We start from the raw sequence: 20465 nt of genomic DNA on the forward strand, positions 1-20465 counted from the left end.
TGATGGCGGTGGCGGCCTCGGCATCAGCCGCGTCGTTGGTGCTACTGGCGTCACCAGTGTCGGCCGCATCATTGGCATCAGCGGCATCACCGGCGTCGCTGGCGTTGGTGCCAGGGTTGCTGGAGTTGGCGGTGGCTTCGAAGAGGCGGAACCAGTCGGCGGGGGTGCCTTCGGTGATCCGGCGCAGGCGCTCGGCGTAGTACTCCCCGTGCGTTTCGGAGAACAGTTCCGCGGGCAGCCCTTCGAGGTCTTCGGCGGGGCCCCAGTTCTCGGGGAACGGGCCCGACGGCGGCCAGCTGGACCAGGTTTCCTCGCGTTCCCAGGCCGCGAAGTCATCGAGGCCGGCGCTGGCCCCCAGATGCTCCGGCTCCCCGACCCGGCCGGGAACCTCCTGCCCGGCCAGCGGATCCTCGCCGTAGAATTCCAGCTTCGGCGGGTCAAGGACCGGGCCGCGCGCCTCGGCGTAGATCTCCTCCATATAGCCGGCCATCGTGGCGTGCTTCGGCGGTTTCCCGGCCGCGATATATTCGCGTGCCTGTGCCAGGCCGCGTTTGCGGTCCTGCGCAGCATGGATATCCAGCCGCTCCAGGGCTTTGCGCAGGGCTTCCTGCCGCTGCGCAGCGGTCACGGGCCGGCCCGGCTGAAGGCACCGCAGCGAAAACGCCTGCTCCGCGGGCCCCTGTCCGGGGGCCGGGGAACCGGAAACCGGTGCCGAATGATCTTCCGTTGCCATGACTTCAGTCCATCATCCGGCCATGACAATACGGACGCTCAAACACATCGTCTGACGGGTTCCACGAAATTTCTTCAAAATTCTTTTCCGCACCAGTTTCCTTGAGCACCGCAGGAAGCACACCGGCACCGACCACACGGCACGGCGCGCATTTCGGCAGTGGATATCCAGCGAGCCAGTAAGCCGCGGGTACCCCGGGAACCGGTGCCGAATGATCTTCCGTTGCCATGACTTCAGTCCATCATCCGGCCATGACAATACGGAGACGTATTCACATCGTCTGAGGGGTTTCGCGAAAGTTCTTTAAAATTCTTTTCCGCACCAGTTTTCGAACCTCGCGGGAAGTACTCCGGCAGGAACCATACAGCCAAGCTGCAGCCCGGCCGGGGGGATCCCGCGAACCTGTGAAAAGGGCTCTGCCAACGACGGGCCGCGCTAAATAGTGGCGGGAACGCGATGAAGATAGCGCTATCGCGTAGAAGAACAGTTACCTGCTATAGGCCGCTGAGATCGCGAAAGGCTTCACGGATGGCTACCTCGTGGGCAACTGCGTTGAACCTGAACATCGTTTCAGTGTCCGCGACCAGCCGTTCATTGCACTCTTGAAAGAGTTCCTCATTAACACGCCTCTGCAAAACCTCCAGATCAGGCTCGGACAGGCTCGACAGATCTTCCGGAAACTCGTCCGATGGCTTTAGAGCAGAGAACGGCATGTCAGATCCCTTCTCCAGCTACACCGCGCTGGGCCCCCTCCATGAATTCGGCGACATGGCTGTTGCCGTGTCGACTTCTCCATTTGACCGCCGTTCCGCCAAACTGGCAATAGTTGCCGCATGTGAAGTACCCCAAGCCTCCGACAGAGCCGGCAATATCTGAAAAGGTACCGCCCTGAACGTCCGGCGGAGAGGTTCCTAGACGTTCCACAACCGCCATGCCAAGGTGGTGCCATGCAAACCGAGGACGACGTCCGCCGCATCTGCTTGTCATTTCCGGGAGTCACCGAGAGGCTCAGCTGGGGCAATCCAGCATGGTTCGCGCGGACATTGATGGCCCGCTTCTGGGAGGATGGCGTGCTCACGGTCAAGACCCGGGAACGCGACGCCCTCGCCGGAACGTCCCCGGATACCTTCTTCTGGACGCCGCACCATGAACGCTCGCCCGAACTGGTGCTGGTGCGGCTGGAGCAGATCTCCGCTGATGAGTTGGCCGAACTGCTGGATGAGTCGTACCGGATCGCCGGCACGGTCAGGAAAGCCCGCTAATCCAGCTTCCGGTACATGACATGCAGTCCCACCAGCCCATCAGCTGGATGGTCGAAGGCGTCCGGAATGGTCGCCAGGATTTCGAAGCCCAGGGATTGCCATAGCTGCACTGCCCGGACATTGGAAGCAACGACGGCGTTGAACACCATCGCGTGGTAGCCGCCTGCCCGCGCCTGCTCCAGGACGTGGTCGGCCAAGGCTCTCGCGATGCCTTTGCCACCGTGGTCCGGGTGCACCATGAACCCGGCGTTGGCTACCCGGGCCGCAGCCCCGCCGTAGTTCGGGTGGAGCTCGGCAGTCCCGGTGACCGCACCGCCGTCGTCAATTGCTACAAAGGTGCGGCCCGGGCCGGACAGATGCAGCCACTTCGCGCGAAGCGACTCTTCCGAGCTGTCGGGGTCCAGCGTGTAGGTCTCCCCCGCCCGGATGATCGGTTCCATGACGGACCAGATGCCGGGCCAGTCGTCAGCCGTGGCGTCGCGAATGTACATAGTGCCCTTCTCTCCAGGCCAGCCGCCGGATGGTTGCACGGCGGGCGGCAACTTTCGTCCGCCGTGCAAAAGATGTCAGCTTCCGATTAGCGGACGGATGCTTCCTCAAGCGTATCCGTGGCGCCGTCGGCTGCTGCGGCGGCAGGACCGCCCGAAACCAGCTTGGCCCCTTCGACATCAACATCGGGCAGGATCTTGTCCAGCCACTTCGGCATCCACCACGCCGACTTGCCCAGCAGATGCATGGCCGCGGGGATCAGCGTCATGCGCACCACGAAGGCATCCAGGAGCACGCCCAGCGCCAGCGCGAACCCGATGGGCCGGACCATGGTCAGGTGGGAGAAGATGAAGCCGGCGAACACGGAAACCATGATGATCGCGGCGGCCGTGACTACCTTGGCGCCATGGTTGAAGCCGCTGACCACTGCGGTACGCGCATCCTCGCCGTGGGCGAAGGATTCGCGCATGCCCGAGACCAGGAACATCTGGTAGTCCATCGCCAGGCCGAAGAGCACCCCGATCAGGATCATCGGCAGGAAGCTCAGGATCGGGCCCGGATGATGGACGCCGAACACCTCGCTCAGCCAGCCCCACTGGTAGATCGCCACCACGGCGCCGAAGCTCGCTCCGAGCGACAGCAGGAAGCCGGCGGTCGCCAGCAGCGGCACCAGAATGGAGCGGAAGACCAGCAGCAGGAGGATCAGCGAGAGCCCGATGACAATGGCCAGGTAGACCGGCATGGCATCCGCGAGCTTATCCGAGACGTCGATCTGCATGGCGGGCTGGCCCGTCAGCGAAACCCCGACGCCGGTGCTCGCCTCGAGCACGCTGGCTTCGGCCCGAAGATTGTGGACTAGGTCCTCGGTGCTCTGCGCGGCCGGGCCCTCCTCCGGGATGACCTGCAGGACCGCGGTACGGCCGTCCTCGCTGGTGCCGGTGGGCACGGCGGCGGACACATGCTCCATGGCGCGCAGTTCCTGCGACAGCTCCAGCAGCGCCTCGTCCTTGGCAGTGCCTTCAAGTCCTTCCGGCAGATCCGCCACGATGATCAGCGGGCCGTTGATGCCTTCGCCGAAGTTCTCGCCGAGCTGCGTGTAGGCCTGGTACGCCGTGGAATCCGCGGGCTCGGAGCTACCATCGGGCAGGCCCAGCCGCAGTTCGGCGGCGGGAACCGCCATGAGCCCCAGAACGGCGACGCCGGCCACCAAAGACAGCCACGGATGCCGGGTAACGGCCTTACCCCAGCTTCGCTTGGGATCGTTGTGGAACTCGCGCACCGCCGTCGTTGTTTGAGCGGTGTTTTCACTGGCGGGGCCGCTCATTCCGGCCTTGGCCCAGGCCCGCTTGGATAGGATCCGTTTGCCCATGAAGGCCAGCATGGCCGGGGTCAACGTCAAAGCAACGACGACGGCGACCGCCACCGTTGCGGCGCCGGCAAGTCCCAGCACGGTCAGGAACGGGATGCCCGGGACCGCGAGCGCGGCGAGGGCGATGATCACGGTCAGGCCCGCGAAGAGTACGGCGTTGCCCGAGGTTCCGGTGGCGCGGCCGATGGATTCGACCAGCGGGACGCCGGAGAGCAGCTGCGTGCGGTGGCGGTTAACGATGAAGAGCGAGTAGTCGATGCCCACAGCTAGGCCGAGCATCAGGGCCAGGACCGGCGAGATCGAGCTCATTTCCACGACGCCGCTGAGGGCCATTGTGCCGCCGACGCCAACACCGACGCCGATCACCGCCATCAGCAACGGCAGTCCGGCGGCGATAAGGGTGCCGAGCATAAGGATCAGGACGGCTGCCGCGACGGCGATACCGATGATTTCCGCGGCGCCGAAGAGCTGCGAAATGTCCTCGACGATGTCCTTGCTGTACTCCGCCTGCAGGCCCGGAACGAGGCCCGCCTCGGTGATCTGCTGGACCTGGTCGCGGTCGGCTTTGGCGACCTCCATCATGGGCTGTTCGAACTGGACCTGCACAAAGGCGGCGGATCCGTCCTCGGAAACAAAGCGCAAGCCCTCGGAGGACTGCTGCTGCAGCTTCGCTGCTTCAAGATCGGCGAGACCGGACTCGTACTCCGCGCGGCCGTCTTCGAGCTGCCGCTCGGCTTCGGCCAACTGGGCCTGGGCCGCTTCCAGCTGTGCGCGCTGCGGCTCCAACTGGGCGCGGGCCTGCTCCGCCATCGCGGTTTGGCCAGCGGCCTCGAGCTGCTGGATCTGTGCCTCGGCGGTCTCGAGCTGCTGCTGGGCCGGTGCCAGCTGGGCTTTGCCGGCGTCCAGCTCGGCCTGGCCGGCCTCCAGTTGCTGCTTGGCGGCGTCCAGCTCGGCTTCGCCGTCGTCGATCATCTCCGGCGCGTTGTCCAGGGAGCTCTGCAGTTCGAGCGGATCGGTGGCACTCTTGACGGCGTCGTTCTCCGTGAGTTCCTCGGAGATCGCGGCGATCGCGTCTTCCTGCTCGGGCGTGAAGACCTTGCCGTCCTCGGTGGTGAAGACAATGGTGCCGAGGCCTCCTGAGGCCTCCGGCATCTTCTCCTTCAGCTCATCCAGCACACCCTGCGCAGGGGTGCCGGGGATGGTGAAGCTGTTGGACAACGTGCCGCTGAAGGCCACGAGGGAGCCGCCGACTGCCACCATGATGGCCAGCCAGGCGGAGACGAACCACCACCGATTGCGGGCGGCGAATTTGCCAAGGGAATACAGCAACGAGGCCATGCGTCAGGAGTCCTTCGAAAGTGAATTGAAGCCGGTGCGGAGCATGCCGATGCTTACCAGCAGATGCTTTTGGAACGAGCCCGCGTCCGGCGAGCGGCCGGCGGTTTCGGCGGCGGCCTCGCGCATTGCGGCCTGGCCGCACGCGATCAGGGCACCGGCGAGCGAATTGATCAGCAGGTCGCTCTCGGACCGGGGTAAACGGACGTGCAGGCCCTCTTCGAGTTTCTGCTGGGCCTTGTTCCAGACCTGCAGCTGCATCCGTTCCAGCTGGGGATCGTCCTCGCCCATGGCGTAGATCTCGCAGAGCAGCGCCATCTGCTCCTGGGACACATCCCCGCCCAAGGTGGCCAGTACGGCGTCCATGATCGGCTCGTCGGCCGGGCGGTCGTAGAGCTGCGCGAAGGCGCCCTCCAGGAACTCCTCCACCGGGCGCGTGAGTGCGGCTTCGATGGATGGAAAGTAATTGAAGAACGTGCGGCGGGAGATTCCGGCCTCGTCGGCAAGCTGGTCAACGGTGAAGCCGCCGGGCCCATGGGCGCGGGCAAGGCTGAGCGCCGCCGTCGATATGGCGGTGCGGGTGGCGCGTTTGTTTAGCTCGCGCCGCCCGCCCGAGTCGGCTGTTAGTGGTTGTTCAGATGTCACCTGTCCACAATAAACCCTAACTTGCACACCATGCAAAGTTGCACACGAGGCACTGCCTACGGTCAGCCCTGGTAATTCACGAACCGCTTCACTTCGTCGAGCTCCTGCTGGAGATCTTCGATGGTCTGCTTGCAGCCCACAAATTCTGCTTTTTGCTGCCTCTTCTGGACGTAGCTGTAAACGAGGGCGAATAGCGCCAACGGAATCACCGCCAAGCATCCCCAGCCGGCCGCTGTGAAGAAGTCGAGGGCGACCGGAATGGCCTGCTGATAGTCCCTGAAGTCGTTAATCCCTTCCACCACACTGTCCATAACAAGGTCCAGCGGTTGCAGGTGCTGCCCGATCATCGGGGCATCAGATAATGATGGTGCTGACAGCGATGGGTCATGTGTCCAACGTGGATCCTTCGGATGCGCGACCACATATATCCCGAAAGCGACGTTGGCCGCGATGAAGGTGAACATGGCACCAAGCGTCGCCCATTGCAGTTTTCGCGGATGCCACAGGTACATCGACAACCCCATCAGGATGGCCAGTATCCAGCTGACCGCGCCAAGTTGGTCGATACTGATTTCACCCAATGCATCCATCGGAATAACCGCCCCTGCAGTCAGCGCCAGAGCCAGTACCAGAGCACTAACGCTCAGTGCTTTCCTCAAAATATTTCTCCCCAACAGTGCGAATAACGTTAGAAGACTATGCGACACGGCATTTATCGAGTGACCGTACTAGGAGTGTTACGGTCACAGATTGCGATTCAAGTCGGCAGACGTGCGATGAGATGAGTCGAGTGCGGTACTGCTGCTCCCTGGCTCACCGCCAGTGCGAACTGACACGATGGTTACATGGCATCACTTCACGGTGGGGAGAAGGAAGAAGGACAGGCTGCACTCCAACAGCCTCCTGCCGACTGGTTTATCTTGCTGGAGCGAATCACGGCTGAGATCACAGAGCTGCTGGAAAACCGGCGCATGTGGTTGAGAATGACTGCGCGTTCTACAGAGCAGGAGACCGACAGGCACTTCCAGATTGCCGATGGATGGGACACTGCTGCAGCTTCACCTGACGGGCAAAGCTGGCTGGCCTCGCTCTACTACCGCGATGCAGCACTGGGAATTCGGCGGATGGTCGACGGCGACCGCCGGACCGGTTCGCTCAAGCGTCTCCTGCAGAAGATGGCGGAGGAGCCTAAGTTGTTGGCCGCTGAATGGTTCCTCGGCAACTCAACCGGGGAACGCCGTCGTGAATTGGATCTTGCTTTCAAGGCAGAGGCAGACACGCTGGACTTCGGGCACCTGAATCCCACTGTGCCTCGCGCGGATCTGGCCGCGCTGACCGGGAAGACCGCGGGGATCAAGTGCTATGTAGACCAGCATGTGACCCACGCCCAGCTCGACCCGCACTCAACCATGCCACCGCCGTCGGACGTAGATGAGGCGTTGGATCTGCTGGCGCGGTTGCTGGACAAGTACACGTTCCTGCTGCGTCCTCCGCGGAACCGTTCAGGATCCGACGATTCCGGTCCTGGGGAGACCGGGACCGCTGTGCCTGACGCTACTGCTGGGCCCAGAGGTTGATGCCGGATTCCACCGCGTACTGGTCGATCATGTCGATCTCCTCCAGGGAGAACTCCAGGTTCTCGACGGCGGCCAGATTGTCCTCGAGCTGTTTCACGCTGGAGGCGCCGATGAGCGCCGAGCTGACCGGGCCGCCCTTGCGCTGCTCGCGGAGCACCCAGGCGATGGCGAGCTGCGCCAGGGACTGACCGCGGCCGGCGGCAATCTGGTTCAAGGCACGGACCCGCGAAAGCCGGTCTTCATTCAGCCAGTCCGCAGCGAAGGACTTGTTCTGCGCAACCCGCGAGTCCTCCGGGATCCCGCCGAGATAACGGTCGGTCAGCAGACCCTGCGCCAGCGGAGAGAAAGCGATGGAACCCAGGCCCTCTTCCTCGAGGACTTCGAGCAGGTTGGGGCTGCCGTCTTCGACCCAGCGGTTGAGCATGGAGTAGGAGGGCTGGTGGATCAGCAGCGGCGTGCCGAGCTGGCGCATGATCCGTGCAGCCTCGCGGGTCTGCTCCGGTGTGTAGGAGGAGATGCCGGCGTAAAGCGCCTTGCCCGAGCGGACGGCCTGGTCCAGGGCACCCATGGTCTCTTCGAGCGGGGTCTGCGGATCCGGACGGTGGCTGTAGAAGATGTCAACGTAGTCCAGTTCCATCCGCTTCAGGGACTGGTCAAGGCTGGAGAGCAGGTACTTCCGCGACCCCCACTCGCCGTACGGGCCGGGCCACATCAAGTAACCGGCCTTCGTGGAGATGATGAGTTCATCGCGGTACGGCAGGAAGTCTTCGCGCATGTGCCGGCCGAAGTTGGTCTCGGCGCTGCCGGCCGGCGGGCCGTAGTTGTTGGCGAGGTCGAAGTGGGTGACGCCCAGATCGAAGGCGCGGCGCAGGATGGCGCGCTGGGTTTCGAAGGGCTTGTCGTCGCCGAAGTTGTGCCACAGGCCCAGAGAAACCGCCGGGAGCCGCAGTCCACTGCGTCCTACCCGGCGGTATGGAATCTTCTCGTAGCGGTTGCCCGCGGCCTCAAACGTCATTCGTCCATCATGCGTTTACCCTCCGGTCGCTTTCAAGTCGAAAATTCAGTGCTTGTCGCCAGAGGACAGGCGGTTTAGGGCCAGAGCGCCGACGAGGAGTCCGAAATCACGCAGGGCGACATCGAAGTAACCGGGCACCAGCAGCAGGTTGATGATGATGCCGGCGAGCCAGGCAGCGACGACCAGCGAGCCAATCCGCGGCTTCCATGCCACGAGAATGCCGGCGAGGATTTCTATAACGCCGACGGCATACATGAATCCTTGCGGAGAAACCGGAATGATGTCGGTCGCGATGGGGGCCAGGTACGTGGTCCAGTCGACCATAACGTTGAAGAACTTATCGAGGCCGAAGAGAATCGGCGCGATGGTGAAGACGGTACGCAGCAGCAAAAAGGCCTGGTGCGTATGGCTGCGCAGACCGGGGCGGTCTGCGAGGCGGGGCTGGTGGGTGACCATGACCGTTCCTTTCTAAAAGTAGTGATACTTGACTTTAGAAAGTGCAGGCTGTTATGTCAATGGTTATTGTTTTTAGAGTAAAATCACTGGTATGAAAGCACGCACGGAGTCCGATTCGGTCAGCGCAGTTGCCGCGTTAGCGGATTCCTCCCGGCGCAGTGTCTACGAATACATCCTCGACGCGGAGGGACCTGTGAGCCGGGACGACGTCGCGGGCGCCTTGGGCATGGTGCGCGGCACGGCGGCCTTCCATCTGGATCGGCTGGCGCGGGAAGAACTGCTGACTGTCAGCTACCGGCGGCTCACCGGCCGCAGCGGGCCCGGGTCGGGTCGGCCGACCAAACTGTATGCCCCGGCGGTCCGGGAAGTCTCGGTCAGCCTGCCCCAACGCCATTATGATCTGGCGGCCGAACTCCTTGCGGCCGCCGTCGAGAATTCGCACCGCACCGGAACGCCGGTGGACGAGTCCCTGCAACGGGTGGCCGCCGAGGCCGGGAACTCCATCGGCAAGGACGCGGACAGCTTGGAGCAGGCCCTGGAGAAGTACGGGTTCAAGCCCGAGACGGAAGCAGACGGCAGCATCGTCCTGCAGAACTGTCCGTTCCACCGCCTGTCGCAAAGCCACACCGCCACCATCTGCGGGCTGAACCTGGATCTGTTGTCGGCAGTGACCGGCAAGACCGGCCCTGCGGGCTGCACCGCGGTGCTGGATCCCGCGCCCGGGCGCTGCTGCGTCAGGATCCTGCCGCCCGATCCCGCCTAAGGTTCGGCAGGTCGGCGTGAACTTTAGCCATCCTGCAGGAGATTCAGCAACGTCCGCACGGTTTCCGGCAGGGCGCGGCTGATGTCAGATGCGGCGACGGGTCCTCCGGCAGCGGCTCTGGTTCCGGCGATCCCGTGTACGGCGGCGGCCATGGCAGCCACTGCCGCCCAATGGTCCGGTTCCGCTATGCCGGCTTCGGTCAGGAGTTCGCGCTGGATCGTGGCGGCGAGCGCACCGAGGATCCCGGCCAACGTGTCCCCGGAACCTGCCGTCGCCAGCCAGGGCGTGGCGTTGTCCTGGGTAAAGAGAGCACCGGATGGTGAAGAGATGACGGTTGTTGCGCCCTTCAGCAGCACGGTGGCACCGGTCAGCCCGGCGGCAAGGCGTGCAAAGTCCGACGGCGATGCCTCCACCTGCTCGCGCGTCACCTCCACGTCCTGCTCAGCAAGGATACGGACGAGTTCACCGGCGTGCGGCGTCAGGATGACCTGCGGACCCAGATCGGAAGGCAGGCTGTCCAGGGCACCGGCGTCTGCTACCACCGGCAACCCGGAAGCGAGCGCGTCCCGGGCGCGGGCCTGCTGGTCCGGGTCCCCTGTGGCGCCGGGGCCCACCAGCCAGGCCTGCACCCTGCTCTCCCCCACGCTGCCCTGGCTGCAGACGGCTTCCGGCGTCGAGAGGTTTACCAGGCGGCAGATCTCCTGCGGCCCCAGATAGCGGATCATGCCCACGCCGGTGGCCACGGCAGCCTGCGTACACAGCAGTGCGGCTCCCGGATACTGGACCGACCCCGCAACGATGCCGAGCACGCCGCGCGTGTACTTGTGGCTGGTTCTCTGCGGCACCGGCCACCAGCCTGCCAGGTCCGCCGGTTCCAGCTGCCGAAGTTCCGGTGCCGGGAGATGCGGACCGAGGCCGATGTCCACGGTCCGCACGCGGCCGGCGAGTCCGGCAGCGGGATCGGTAAGCAGCCCGGCCTTGGTTCCGCCGAAAGTCACGGTGAGATCGGCTGGCAGGACGGGCCCGAAGACTTCACCGGTATCGGCAGAGACTCCGCTCGGCAGGTCGCAAGCGACGGTCAGTGCCGGGGTGCCCAGCGCAATAATGTCCTCCACCAGATCCTTCGCCGGGCTGCGCAAACCGCCGGAGGCGCCGGTGCCGAGAATCCCGTCGATCAGCGCATCCGCACGGGAGCAGATGGCTGCGGCGGCGGAGACATCGGTGCCCGCGGCAGTACCGTCGTCACCCGCGACCAACCGCAGCACGGTACCGCCGGCGTTTTCGAACGCGGTCAGCGCCTGCCAGTGGCTGCGCGCCGAGGTGAGCACCGCCGTCGTGCTCATTCCCCGTCGCGCAAGGGCGGCCGCGGCGAAGAGCGCGTCTCCGCCGTTGTTGCCGCTACCGGCGAGCACCACTAACCGCGCGCCGTAGATCCGCCCGCGGGTTTCCCATACCGCGCGGACCACGGCGTTGGCCAGCCCGTGGGCGGCGGTGGCCATGAGCCGGTCGCCGTGGCCGGCGTCGAGCAGCGGTTGCTCGGCGGCGCGGATCTGGCCACCGGTCCAGGCGCTAATCATGCCCCTAGCCCTGCCCGCGGATAATCGCGGCGGAGTTAGCCGGCAGTGTCAGTACGCCGTCGAGCTTCACTTCGTCCTCGGTGGCCAGCAGCAGTCGCCCCGTTCCCGCATCGAGGGTGAGGGTTCTGTCCGCGAAGTTGAAGCACACGTTGATCCGGCCGCGGCGCAGGATGAACCAGCCGTGTTCCTCGTCGAAGTCCACGTAGATGGAAGCGAAATCCGGGTCCGTGAGTTCCGGGGTCTGCCGGCGCAGCGCAATCAGGTCCTTGTACAGGGCCAGCAGCCGTGCGTGGTCCCCGTGCTCCGGCTCGGACCAGTCCAGCTTGGAGTTGGTGAAGGTGGATTCCGCTTGCGGGTCCGGCACGAGGTCAGGATCCCAGCCCATCCGCTCGAACTCCCGGAGCCGTCCGGCCGAAGTGGCCTCGCCCAGTTCCGGCTCCGGATGGGAGGTGAAGAACTGCCAGGGGGTGGACGCGGCGAACTCCTCGCCCATAAAGAGCATCGGTGTGAACGGCGATGTCAGGTTCAGCACGGCGGCCATCGCCAGCCGGTTGTAGCCCAGCGTTCCGGACAGCCTGTCCCCCGCCCCGCGGTTGCCGATCTGGTCATGGTTCTGCGTGCAGACCACCAGCTGGCGCGCGTTCACCCGCTCCTTGTCGATCGGCCGGCCGTGGTGCCGGTGCCGGAAGGAGGAGTAGGTGCCGTTGTGGAAGAAGCCCTCCGTGAGCACCTTGGCCAGCACGTCCAGGCCCTCGAAGTCCGCGTAGTAGCCGGCCGTTTCACCCGTCAGGTTCACGTGGACGGCATGGTGGAAATCGTCGCTCCACTGCCCGGTGAGCCCGTAACCGTTCACGCTCCGCGATTCCAGCAGCCGCGGGTTGTTCAGGTCCGATTCCGCGATCAGGAACAACGGCTTGTCCAGCTCCCGGGAACATTCATCCGTGGCGGCCGAAAACTCCTCGAGGATGTGCACCGCGCGCTCGTCCTGCAGCGCGTGGACGGCATCCAGCCGCAGCCCGTCCACGTGGTAGTCGCGGAACCACATCTGCACGTTGTCCAGGATGTAGCCGCGGACCTCGTCCGACTCCGGGCCGTCCAGGTTCACCGAGTCGCCCCAGCTGTTGCCGCCGGCAGCGCTGAGGTAGGGGCCGAAGCGCGGCAAATAGTTCCCGCTGGGGCCCAGGTGGTTGTAGACCACGTCCTGGATCACGCCGATGCCGTGGCGGTGCGCGGCATCCACAAACCGCTGGTAGGCCGCGGGACCGCCGTAGGTTTCCTGCACCGCGTACCAGTGCACGCCGTCATAGCCCCAGTTGTGCGTCCCGTTGAACGCGTTGACCGGCAGCAGTTCCACGAAGTCGATACCGAGCCCGGCGAGGTAGTCCAGCTTCGCCGCGGCGGCATCCAGCGTCCCCTCCGGAGTGAAGGTACCGAGGTGAAGCTCGTAGATCACGCCGCCGTTCAGCCCGGGCGACTGCCAGCCGCCGTCCGTCCATTGGTGGGCACCGGCGTCGAACGTCCGGGACAGCCCGTGCACGCCGTCCGGCTGGCGGCGCGAGCGCGGATCCGGCAAGGGGGTTGTTTCCCCGTCCAGCAGGTAGCCGTAGTCCGTCTCCCCCGCCGGCGCAGCGGCCGGATCGGCCAGCGTCCACCAGCCGCCCTCGCCCTGAACCATGGCCAGCAGTTGGCCGGCCGCCTTCAGCTCGACGGTTTTGGCCAGCGGCGCCCAGACGGCAAAGCGCCCTGGGGCAAATCCGGTGCTCATTGTTCTTCCTCCTTGATCAGCAGGGCCACGGGCAGGCCGGCGAACACGTCCACCACGGGGAGCGCCCCGGTGCTGCTGAAGACCAGCCCGGTCAGCACGTCCTGGTAGCGTCCGGCCGGAATGACGACGGCGGTGCCCCGCCATCCGCCGTCGCGCTGCAGTCCCAGCGGCAGACGGGTGGCCAGCGTGATGGCTCCGCCGCGGTCGAAACCGAAGACATGCTCGGCGGCAGGCCCCTCGGCGTTGACAGCTTCGTAGCCGGTGAACAGGTCCGGCCGGTCGCGGCGCAGCCGCAAAGCCCGGGCCACCACCAGCATCTTGGCTTGGGCGCCTTCGTCGATCGCCGGAACGGTCCCCTCGCTGAGGCGGGCGAGGGCCTTGTGCCGGGCATCGAAGTCCACCGGCCGCCGGTTGTCCGGATCCACCAGCGAATGGTCCCAGAACTCCGTGCCCTGGTAGACATCCGGTACACCGGGCATGGTCAGCTGCACCAGCTTGGCCGAGAGCGAGTTGGTCCAGCCGGGCAGCTTGGTCTCTTCCGCCAGTGTGCTCAGGATCCGGTTGACCTCCGGATTGTCGAAGGCTGCATCCACGGCCGCGTGCAGCTGTTGTTCGAACTGCTCGTCCGGGTTCAACCAGGAGGTGCTGTTACCCGCTTCACGCGCCGCCTTCTCCGCGTAGGCATGGGCGCGCTTGCGGCTGAACGGCCACGCGCCCAGGGCCGCCTGCCACAGCAGGTCCGCGAACGGCACATCGCCCAACGGCGCGGCCGCATCCAGCTTCGCGAACTTTCCGGACCACTCGCCGGCCATCTCGGAGAGGACGCTGATCCGGGCGCGGGTGTCCTCGCTGCGCTTGGTGTCGTGCGTGCTCAGCGCGGTCATCGCCAGCGGTTGTTCCAGCTGCCGGCGGACCAGCTTGGTGTGCAGGTCGAACGGCTCGATGGCGAAAATGGACGGATCCGCGCCGACCTCGTTCAGCGAGGTCAGCCGCGAGTAGCGGTAGAACGCGGTATCCTCCACGCCCTTGGCCATCACCATGCCCGAGGTCTGCTGGAAGCGGATAGCCAGCGCTGTCAGCTCGCCTTCAGGGTTCAGCAACGGCTGCAGGGCGGTGATTGCTTCGGCAAGGTCCGGGCGGCGGACCTGAGCGGCGATCACCGCTTCCTCCAGGTACTCCGCGCCTTGTGGCAGGTAGCTGCGGTAAACGGGAAAGCAGGCCAGCAGTTCGGCGAGCGCGTCCGCCGCGACGTCCTGCTCCAGGTCCGCTTCCGCGGGGATGAGCCGGGTCAGCCGCAGCACCTCGGAGCGCAGGATGCCGTCCGTGATGGCGCGCTTGGTGTCGTGGATCATGTGCCGGTAGGGCTCCATGGGGGCGACGTCGGTCAGCTGCTCCCGGCCCTCCGGATCCACGAACAGCCGGTCCACGTCTGCGAGCGCGTCGTATCCGGTGGTGCCGTGGCAGAACCAGCCCGCGGGCAGGCTCTCCCCCGGTTCCAGGATCTTCTCCACCAGGACATAGGCCCCGCCGGTCAGCTCGTGCAGCTGGCGCAGGTAGCCGCCGGGATCCGCCAGGCCGTCCGGGTGGTCGATGCGCAGCCCGTCCACCAGGCCCTCGGTGAACCAGCGCCTGATTTCGGCGTGCGATTCCTCGAACACCCAGGGCACTTCCACGCGCACTCCGGCGAGCGAGTTCACGCCGAAGAACCGGCGGTAGTTCAGCTCGCTGTCCGCACGGCGCCAGTTCACCAGCTGGTAGTGCTGGCGCTCATGGACGGTCCGCGCATCGGCCCCGTCATCGGCCGTTCCCGCGGCCACGGGAAAACGGTTCCCGTAGTAGCGCAGCTCGCCGTCCACCAGCTCCAGCGCGTCCAGTTCGGTGTCGCCGTCGCCTAGCACCGGGAGCCGGAGCTTCCCGCCCGCGGCGTCCCAGTCGACGTCGAACGCCTCCGCATACCGCGATCCGCGCCCCTCGGCGAGCAGCGACCACCACCAGCGGTTGTTCACCGGCGTGGCCACCCCCACGTGGTTGGGCACAATGTCCACCAGCACGCCCATCCCGGCCGCGTGGGCAGCCTCGGAGAGTGCCTTCAGCCCCTCGGCCCCGCCGCGCGCGGGGTCCACCATGGTGAAGTCGACGACGTCGTACCCATGGTCCGAACCGGGCTCCGCGGTGAGGATCGGCGAGAGGTACACCCAGTCCGCCCCGAGCTCGCGCAGATACGGCACCAGCCGTGCCGCGTCGAACAGGTTAAAGGACTCGCGGATCTGCAGCCGGTAGGTGGAGAGCGGCGTTTTCACGCGGCCCCCTTGCCAGTGCCCTTGGCATCCGCCATGGCCGCCAGCGACGCCGCCACGGAATGGTCCGGATCCTCGGTGGGCGGGGTGTGCGCGCGCAGCACCACCATGGCCTTGGCCTGCACCGTCATCTTCTTTCCGGCCGCAATCGGTTCGGAATCAGCATATTTGCCGGCGGTGTCAATAACCTCGTCCCACTTTTCCGCGTACTCCTTCGGCGGCAGGACGAACTCCACATCGTTGTCGTCCGCGTTGAAGTAGATCAGGAAGTTCTCGTCCGTGATCCGCTGCCCGCGCTCGTCCCGGCCCTGGATCCCCTGGCCGTTGAGGAAGACGCCGATGCACCGGCCCAGGGCCGCGTCCCAGTCCTCGGGCTCCATCAGGGTTCCATCCGCGGTCAGCCAAACAATATCCGGCAGCGCCTCGCCCTCGCCCCGGCGGACCGGCCGGCCATCAAAGAAACGACGACGGCGGAACGTGGGGTGTTCGGTGCGCAGCTTGTTCACCGCGGCGACGAACTCGAGCAGCGGTTGGTCCACCTTGTCCCAGTCCACCCAGGACAGCTCGGAGTCCTGGCAGTACACGTTGTTGTTGCCCTGCTGGGTGCGGCCCAGCTCGTCGCCGTGCGCGATCATCGGCACGCCCTGGCTCAGCAGCAGCGTGGCCAAGAAGTTCCGTTGCTGCCGGGCGCGCAGGCCCTGCACCTTCGGATCGTCCGTCTCCCCCTCCACACCGCAGTTCCACGAGCGGTTGTGGGATTCGCCGTCGTTATTGTCTTCGCCGTTGGCCTCATTGTGCTTCTCGTTGTAGGAGACCAGGTCCCGCAGCGTGAAGCCGTCATGGGCGGTGACGAAGTTGATCGAGGCCACGGGGCGGCGGCCGGAATCCTCGTACAGGTCCGCCGAACCGGTGATACGGGAGGCAAACTCGCCCAGGGTTGAGGGCTCTCCACGCCAGAAGTCCCGGACGGTGTCCCGGTAGAGCCCGTTCCACTCCGTCCACAGCGGCGGGAAGTTGCCCACCTGGTAGCCGCCGGGGCCAACGTCCCACGGCTCGGCAATAAGTTTGCTCTGCGACACCACCGGGTCCTGCTGGCAGAGTTCGAAGAAGGTGGACAGCCGGTCCACGTCGTAGAACTCGCGCGCCAGTGTGGAGGCAAGGTCGAATCGGAAACCGTCCACGTGCATCTCTGTCGCCCAGTACCGCAGCGAGTCCATCAGCAGCTGCAGCGAATGGGGGTGGCGCACATTGAGCGAGTTTCCGGTACCGGTGTAGTCCATGTAGTACTGCTTCTCATCTTCCATGAGGCGGTAGTACGCGGAGTTGTCGATGCCACGGAAGGACAGCGTGGGGCCCATGTGGTTGCCCTCGGCCGTGTGGTTGTAGACCACGTCCAGGATGACCTCGATGCCGGCCAGATGCAGCTCGCGCACCATGGCCTTGAACTCCTGCACCTGCTGCCCGGCGTCCCCGGTGGAGCAGTACGTGTTCTGCGGGGCGAAGAAGCCGATGGTGTTGTAGCCCCAGTAGTTGGACAGGCCCTTTTCCTGCAGGGTGCTGTCATTGACGAACTGGTGCACCGGCATCAGCTCGATCGCGGTGACGCCCAGCTTCTGCAGGTGCGCGATCACCGAAGGATGCGCAATGGCGGCGTAGGTGCCGCGCTGCTCCTCGGGAATGTCCGGGTGCAGCTGCGTCAGACCCTTCACATGCGCCTCGTAGATGACCGAGCGGTGGTAGGGAATGCGGGGCTTGCGGTCCCCGTTCCAGTCGAAGAACGGGCTGACCACCACGCCCATCATCATGTGCGCGGCGGAGTCCTCGTCGTTGCGCGAGTTCTCGTCGCCGAAGTTGTAGCCGAACAGGGACTGGTCCCAGTCGATCTCCCCGTGGACCGCCTTGGCGTACGGGTCCAGCAACAGCTTGTTGACGTTGCAGCGCTGCCCGCTCGCCGGGTCATACGGACCGTCAACGCGGAAGCCGTACTTCTGTCCCGGCAAAACATGCGGCAGGTAGCAATGCCAGACGTAGCCGTCCACGTCCTTAAGCTTGACTCTGGTCTCCTCGCCGTCCTCGTCAAACAGGCAAAGGTAAACGTGCTCGGCTGCTTCACTGAACAGGGCAAAGTTGGTTCCATTGCCGTCGTAGGTGGCACCCAGCGGGTAGGCTTCTCCGGGCCAAACTTCCATGTACTGCTCCTGACACTCGAGGCTCTTGTATCTTTCATACAGTATGCGAATGTCAGTTTGATGATGATTCGGGAACATCGGACGAATTACGACGGCGGGAAGCGGCTATCGCTCGAATCCCACCAATCCAGGAAGGAAGGACCGGATCATGACGGACCGGGACCGGCCAGGCAACCAGGCCTCGCTTGCCCTTCTGGAGACGCTCGCGGCGCGGTTTTCCGAGGATCCTCTGGTCGAAAGCGGCACCATGTTCCGCAGCCCCGGCATGAAAGTCGGTGGGAAGATCTTCGCTTTCCTGGGCGGCGGTGACCGGCTGATCGTGAAGATCCCGCGGCACCGCGCGGAGGCGATCATTGCCGCCGGCGAAGCAGAGCCGGTCACGATGGGTACGCGGACCATGAAGGAATGGGTGGCCTACCCGGCCGTCCCGGACGAGCCGCAGGAAACCGAGCAACGCTGGTCCCGCGCGGTTGACGAGGCGTATGCCTACGTGAAAAGCCTCGGCTCCGAGTGAAGCTTCGGGAAGCTAGCGGCTAGTCGTCGGCTTCGCCGCCTTCCCCGTCCTGCTCGTTGCCGCCCTCTTGGCCGCCGCCTTCGTTGTCGCCGCCCTCGCCGCCGTCGTTCTCTTGTTCCTCGCCGTTGTTCTCGTTCTGTTCCTGCTGGACGTCCTGGTTGTTTCCTTCGTCCTCGTTGGGGTTGTCACAGCCGGTCAGGAGCAGCGCGCACAGCGCTACGAGGGTGGCGATGCCCTTGGAAATCTTGGTCGTCATGGGGCGTGCCTTTCGATAGTCGTTTGCGGGGTCAGGGCCGGTGGGCGGATTCGAACAGTTCGATCAGGTTCCCCGCGGGGTCGGCGAGCAGGATTTGGCGCCCGCCGGGTCCGGTAACCAGGTCGCTGCGGAACGACAAGCCGGCACTGCGCAGCCGCTCGATCTCGGCGTCGAGGTCCTCAAAAATCAGGTGGATGCGGTTGCCTCCGGGCGCGGCGTAACCCTGCGGGGTGGCGCGGGCGCCCGAGCTTGCCGGCCCGGAGAGCAGCAGCCGCAGCGGGCCGCGGACCACGTCGGCAAAGGCGGGGGCCTGCATGTTCACGGTGAAGCCAAGGTGGGTGGTGTAGAAATCGACCGCCGCCTGAACGTCGTCGACGAGGTAGCGGACACTTGCGTACTGGTCTGGTGTTGTCACGGCTTTTCTCCTTCGAACGCGTTTTCAACACTCCCCTGTTGCGGTGATGATCGCAAGCGTATCGTTGAGCTAGCAGCATTCTTTATCGAGGTGGGCTGGCCATGACTGGCAGCGATGTGGGGTCTACATTCTCGCGGCGGCAGTTCAATGCTGCGGCGGCCCTGACAGTGCTCGGTGCCGCAGGTCTGCTGGGCGGCAGCCTGTCCAGGGCGGTGACGGAGACAGGTCCACGCCCGCTCGCGGTCAGCCTCGCCGCGGCCGTCCCCAACCGGGTCTACCGCATCACCGCGCGGGAGCGCGCCCGGGTCACGGACGCGCCGAAGCACGAGTTCCGCGGCTTCTGGCTCTCCAGCGTGGTCAACATCGACTGGCCGTCCAGGTCCGGTCTGACCGCAGCCGTCCAGCAAACCGAGCTCCGCGGCTGGCTGGACCTGGCCCGCAGCCGGAACCTCAACGCGGTTCTGCTGCAGGTCCGCCCGGCCGGCGACGTCTTCTGGCCGTCCAAAGTTGGCGAACCGTGGTCCCGCTACCTGACCGGCACGCAGGGCAGGAACCCCGGCTATGATCCGTTGGCCTACGCAGTCAGCCAGGCCCATGCCCGGAACCTGCACCTGCACGCCTGGTTCAATCCGTTCCGCGCGGGCATGACGGCGAACCTGGCCGACCTGATCTCCTGGCACCCCGCGCGGAAGAATCCCAGCTGGACCTTCGCCTACGGCGGCCGGCGCTACTACAACCCCGGCATCCCCGCCGTGCGCAGTTTCATCATCAAGGTGATTGCCGAGGTCGTGGCAAAGTACGACGTCGACGGCGTGCATCTGGACGACTACTTCTATCCCTATCCGGTAACCGGCCAAAGCATTCCGGACTCGGCCGCCTACAACGCCTACCGGCTGCCGGGCGAAAGCCTGGCGAACTTCCGGCGGCGCAGCGTGAACGTTTTTGTCCGCGACCTGAGCACCAGGATCGCCGCCACCAAGCCACGGATGCTGTTCGGCATCAGCCCGTTCGGGATCTGGCGCAACCAGTCGACGGACAGCCGCGGCTCGGCCACGTCCGGATTCCAGAGCTACGACGGGATCTTCGCCGACTCGCGGCTCTGGGTGAAGCAGGGCTGGCTGGACTACGTGGTGCCGCAGCTCTACTGGCACCAGGGCAATCCGGCAGCGGACTACAACACGCTGGTCAACTGGTGGTCGGCGCAGGTCAACGGCACCAACTGCAAGCTCTACATCGGCGAGGCCGCCTACAAGGTCGGCGACCCTGCCCAGGGCGCCGACTGGCAGGACCGGCGCGAGCTGTACAACCACACCGCCAAGTGCCGGGCGACGCCGCGGGTCAGCGGCCAGGTGTACTTCTCCGCGAAGTCCGTGCGGGCCAACAAACTGGGCAGCATCACTCTGGTGAAGGACAAGTACTACAACCGGGTGGCGATGACGCCGGTCATGTCCCATCTTGGCGCCCAGCGTCCCTACACCCCCGTGATCAGCAGTGCCCGCTGGAACGGCTCCGGCGTCGAGCTTATTTGGCGCGGTTCAAACAGCGGGACCCTGCCGCGGCATTACGCCATCTACCGCTGGGAAGCCAAAGCGGATTCCAGCGCTTTCATCCCCTCCCAGGCCGGTGCCCTGCGACGCGTGCACCGCCGCCGCGGCAATCCCGAGAAGTTCGTGGACACGGGAGCGGTGCGGGGACGTACGTACTGGTACGTCCTCGTCGGGCTAAGCGACCTGATGGTCGAATCCGCGGCCGCCTCCGCGATCTTCATCCGCGCCTGAGGGAGCCGGACGAGCCAGGTGCCCGCTTGG

The 20465-nt window shown here is 65.3% G+C and carries 20 protein-coding genes; 5 read left to right on the forward strand and 15 right to left on the reverse strand.

Going from position 1 to position 20465, the window contains the following annotated elements; translation table 11 throughout:
* The 3 genes from HGO92_RS06590 to HGO92_RS06600 form a co-directional block, all read right to left on the reverse strand.
* A partial coding sequence (locus tag HGO92_RS06590; protein WP_205834266.1) for a hypothetical protein occupies nucleotides 1–733 on the reverse strand: 733 nt, incomplete at its 3' end.
* A gap of 4 nt (nucleotides 734–737) precedes the next feature.
* Nucleotides 738–962: a hypothetical protein gene (locus HGO92_RS06595; protein ID WP_169993121.1), complete on the reverse strand. Its 225-nt coding sequence runs from the start codon at nucleotides 960–962 to the stop codon at nucleotides 738–740.
* Nucleotides 963–1227: 265 nt separating this feature from the next.
* A complete protein-coding gene (locus HGO92_RS06600; RefSeq protein ID WP_169993122.1) occupies nucleotides 1228–1446 on the reverse strand; it encodes a hypothetical protein in 219 nt (72 codons plus the stop codon).
* 234 nt (nucleotides 1447–1680) lie between these two features.
* Here HGO92_RS06600 and HGO92_RS06605 point away from each other — a divergent pair, with 234 nt between their 5' ends.
* Entirely contained in the window at nucleotides 1681–1995 is a 315-nt protein-coding gene (locus tag HGO92_RS06605; protein ID WP_169993123.1) for an MmcQ/YjbR family DNA-binding protein, read from the forward strand.
* On the opposite strand, the gene HGO92_RS06610 is transcribed toward HGO92_RS06605, so the two are convergent.
* The 4 genes from HGO92_RS06610 to HGO92_RS06625 all read right to left on the reverse strand — a co-directional run bounded on the left by HGO92_RS06610 (nucleotide 1992) and on the right by HGO92_RS06625 (nucleotide 6492).
* Nucleotides 1992–2486 carry a GNAT family N-acetyltransferase gene (locus HGO92_RS06610; protein WP_169993124.1) on the reverse strand — a complete coding sequence of 165 codons (495 nt, stop codon included), beginning with the start codon at nucleotides 2484–2486 and terminating at the stop codon, nucleotides 1992–1994. The two genes, HGO92_RS06605 and HGO92_RS06610, sit on opposite strands and share 4 nt — an antisense overlap.
* An 86-nt stretch (nucleotides 2487–2572) precedes the next feature.
* A complete protein-coding gene (locus tag HGO92_RS06615; RefSeq protein ID WP_169993125.1) occupies nucleotides 2573–5191 on the reverse strand; it encodes an MMPL family transporter in 2619 nt (872 codons plus the stop codon).
* 3 nt (nucleotides 5192–5194) lie between these two features.
* Nucleotides 5195–5833 (reverse strand): TetR family transcriptional regulator, encoded by a 639-nt coding sequence (locus HGO92_RS06620; protein WP_169993126.1) that lies wholly within the window; start codon nucleotides 5831–5833, stop codon nucleotides 5195–5197.
* A gap of 62 nt (nucleotides 5834–5895) precedes the next feature.
* Nucleotides 5896–6492 carry a hypothetical protein gene (locus HGO92_RS06625; protein WP_169993127.1) on the reverse strand — a complete coding sequence of 199 codons (597 nt, stop codon included), beginning with the start codon at nucleotides 6490–6492 and terminating at the stop codon, nucleotides 5896–5898.
* A gap of 186 nt (nucleotides 6493–6678) precedes the next feature.
* Between HGO92_RS06625 and HGO92_RS06630 the strand changes: the two genes are divergently transcribed.
* Entirely contained in the window at nucleotides 6679–7410 is a 732-nt protein-coding gene (locus HGO92_RS06630) for a hypothetical protein (protein ID WP_169993128.1), read from the forward strand.
* On the opposite strand, the gene mgrA is transcribed toward HGO92_RS06630, so the two are convergent.
* A complete protein-coding gene (gene mgrA / locus HGO92_RS06635; protein ID WP_169993129.1) occupies nucleotides 7388–8425 on the reverse strand; it encodes an L-glyceraldehyde 3-phosphate reductase in 1038 nt (345 codons plus the stop codon). The genes HGO92_RS06630 and mgrA overlap by 23 nt on opposite strands.
* Before the next feature lie 45 nt (nucleotides 8426–8470).
* The gene (locus tag HGO92_RS06640; protein WP_169993131.1) at nucleotides 8471–8881 is read right to left on the reverse strand and encodes a hypothetical protein; all 411 of its coding nucleotides are present in this window, start codon (nucleotides 8879–8881) and stop codon (nucleotides 8471–8473) included.
* A 91-nt stretch (nucleotides 8882–8972) separates the two neighbouring features.
* Between HGO92_RS06640 and HGO92_RS06645 the strand changes: the two genes are divergently transcribed.
* On the forward strand, nucleotides 8973–9644 hold the full coding sequence (locus tag HGO92_RS06645) for a helix-turn-helix transcriptional regulator (RefSeq protein WP_169993133.1): 672 nt from the start codon (nucleotides 8973–8975) through the stop codon (nucleotides 9642–9644).
* Nucleotides 9645–9667: 23 nt separating this feature from the next.
* Here HGO92_RS06645 and HGO92_RS06650 read toward each other — a convergent pair whose 3' ends face one another.
* From HGO92_RS06650 to glgX, 4 genes are read right to left on the reverse strand one after another with little or no spacing between them, the layout of a single operon-like run.
* Nucleotides 9668–11221, reverse strand: coding sequence for an NAD(P)H-hydrate epimerase (locus HGO92_RS06650; protein ID WP_169993134.1), 1554 nt, complete (start codon nucleotides 11219–11221; stop codon nucleotides 9668–9670).
* A gap of 4 nt (nucleotides 11222–11225) precedes the next feature.
* A complete protein-coding gene (gene treZ, locus HGO92_RS06655) occupies nucleotides 11226–12986 on the reverse strand; it encodes a malto-oligosyltrehalose trehalohydrolase (RefSeq protein WP_169993136.1) in 1761 nt (586 codons plus the stop codon).
* A complete protein-coding gene (treY, locus tag HGO92_RS06660) occupies nucleotides 12983–15286 on the reverse strand; it encodes a malto-oligosyltrehalose synthase (protein WP_169993138.1) in 2304 nt (767 codons plus the stop codon). Before treY ends, treZ begins: the two co-directional genes overlap by 4 nt.
* Complete coding sequence (gene glgX / locus HGO92_RS06665; protein ID WP_169993140.1) at nucleotides 15283–17472, reverse strand: glycogen debranching protein GlgX; 2190 nt, start codon at nucleotides 17470–17472, stop codon at nucleotides 15283–15285. Before glgX ends, treY begins: the two co-directional genes overlap by 4 nt.
* 148 nt (nucleotides 17473–17620) lie before the next feature.
* Here glgX and HGO92_RS06670 point away from each other — a divergent pair, with 148 nt between their 5' ends.
* Entirely contained in the window at nucleotides 17621–17986 is a 366-nt protein-coding gene (locus tag HGO92_RS06670) for a TfoX/Sxy family protein (RefSeq protein ID WP_169993142.1), read from the forward strand.
* Nucleotides 17987–18005: 19 nt separating this feature from the next.
* Here the strand turns inward: HGO92_RS06670 and HGO92_RS06675 are convergent, their stop codons facing one another.
* Entirely contained in the window at nucleotides 18006–18242 is a 237-nt protein-coding gene (locus HGO92_RS06675) for a hypothetical protein (RefSeq protein WP_169993144.1), read from the reverse strand.
* 31 nt (nucleotides 18243–18273) lie between these two features.
* Nucleotides 18274–18657 (reverse strand): VOC family protein, encoded by a 384-nt coding sequence (locus tag HGO92_RS06680; RefSeq protein ID WP_169993146.1) that lies wholly within the window; start codon nucleotides 18655–18657, stop codon nucleotides 18274–18276.
* A 101-nt stretch (nucleotides 18658–18758) separates the two neighbouring features.
* Here HGO92_RS06680 and HGO92_RS06685 point away from each other — a divergent pair, with 101 nt between their 5' ends.
* Nucleotides 18759–20435, forward strand: coding sequence for a glycoside hydrolase family 10-like protein (locus HGO92_RS06685; protein ID WP_169993148.1), 1677 nt, complete (start codon nucleotides 18759–18761; stop codon nucleotides 20433–20435).
* Nucleotides 20436–20465 lie beyond the last annotated feature (30 nt).

It is taken from the genome of Crystallibacter degradans, from assembly GCF_012952295.1.
Classification (GTDB): domain Bacteria; phylum Actinomycetota; class Actinomycetes; order Actinomycetales; family Micrococcaceae; genus Crystallibacter; species Crystallibacter degradans.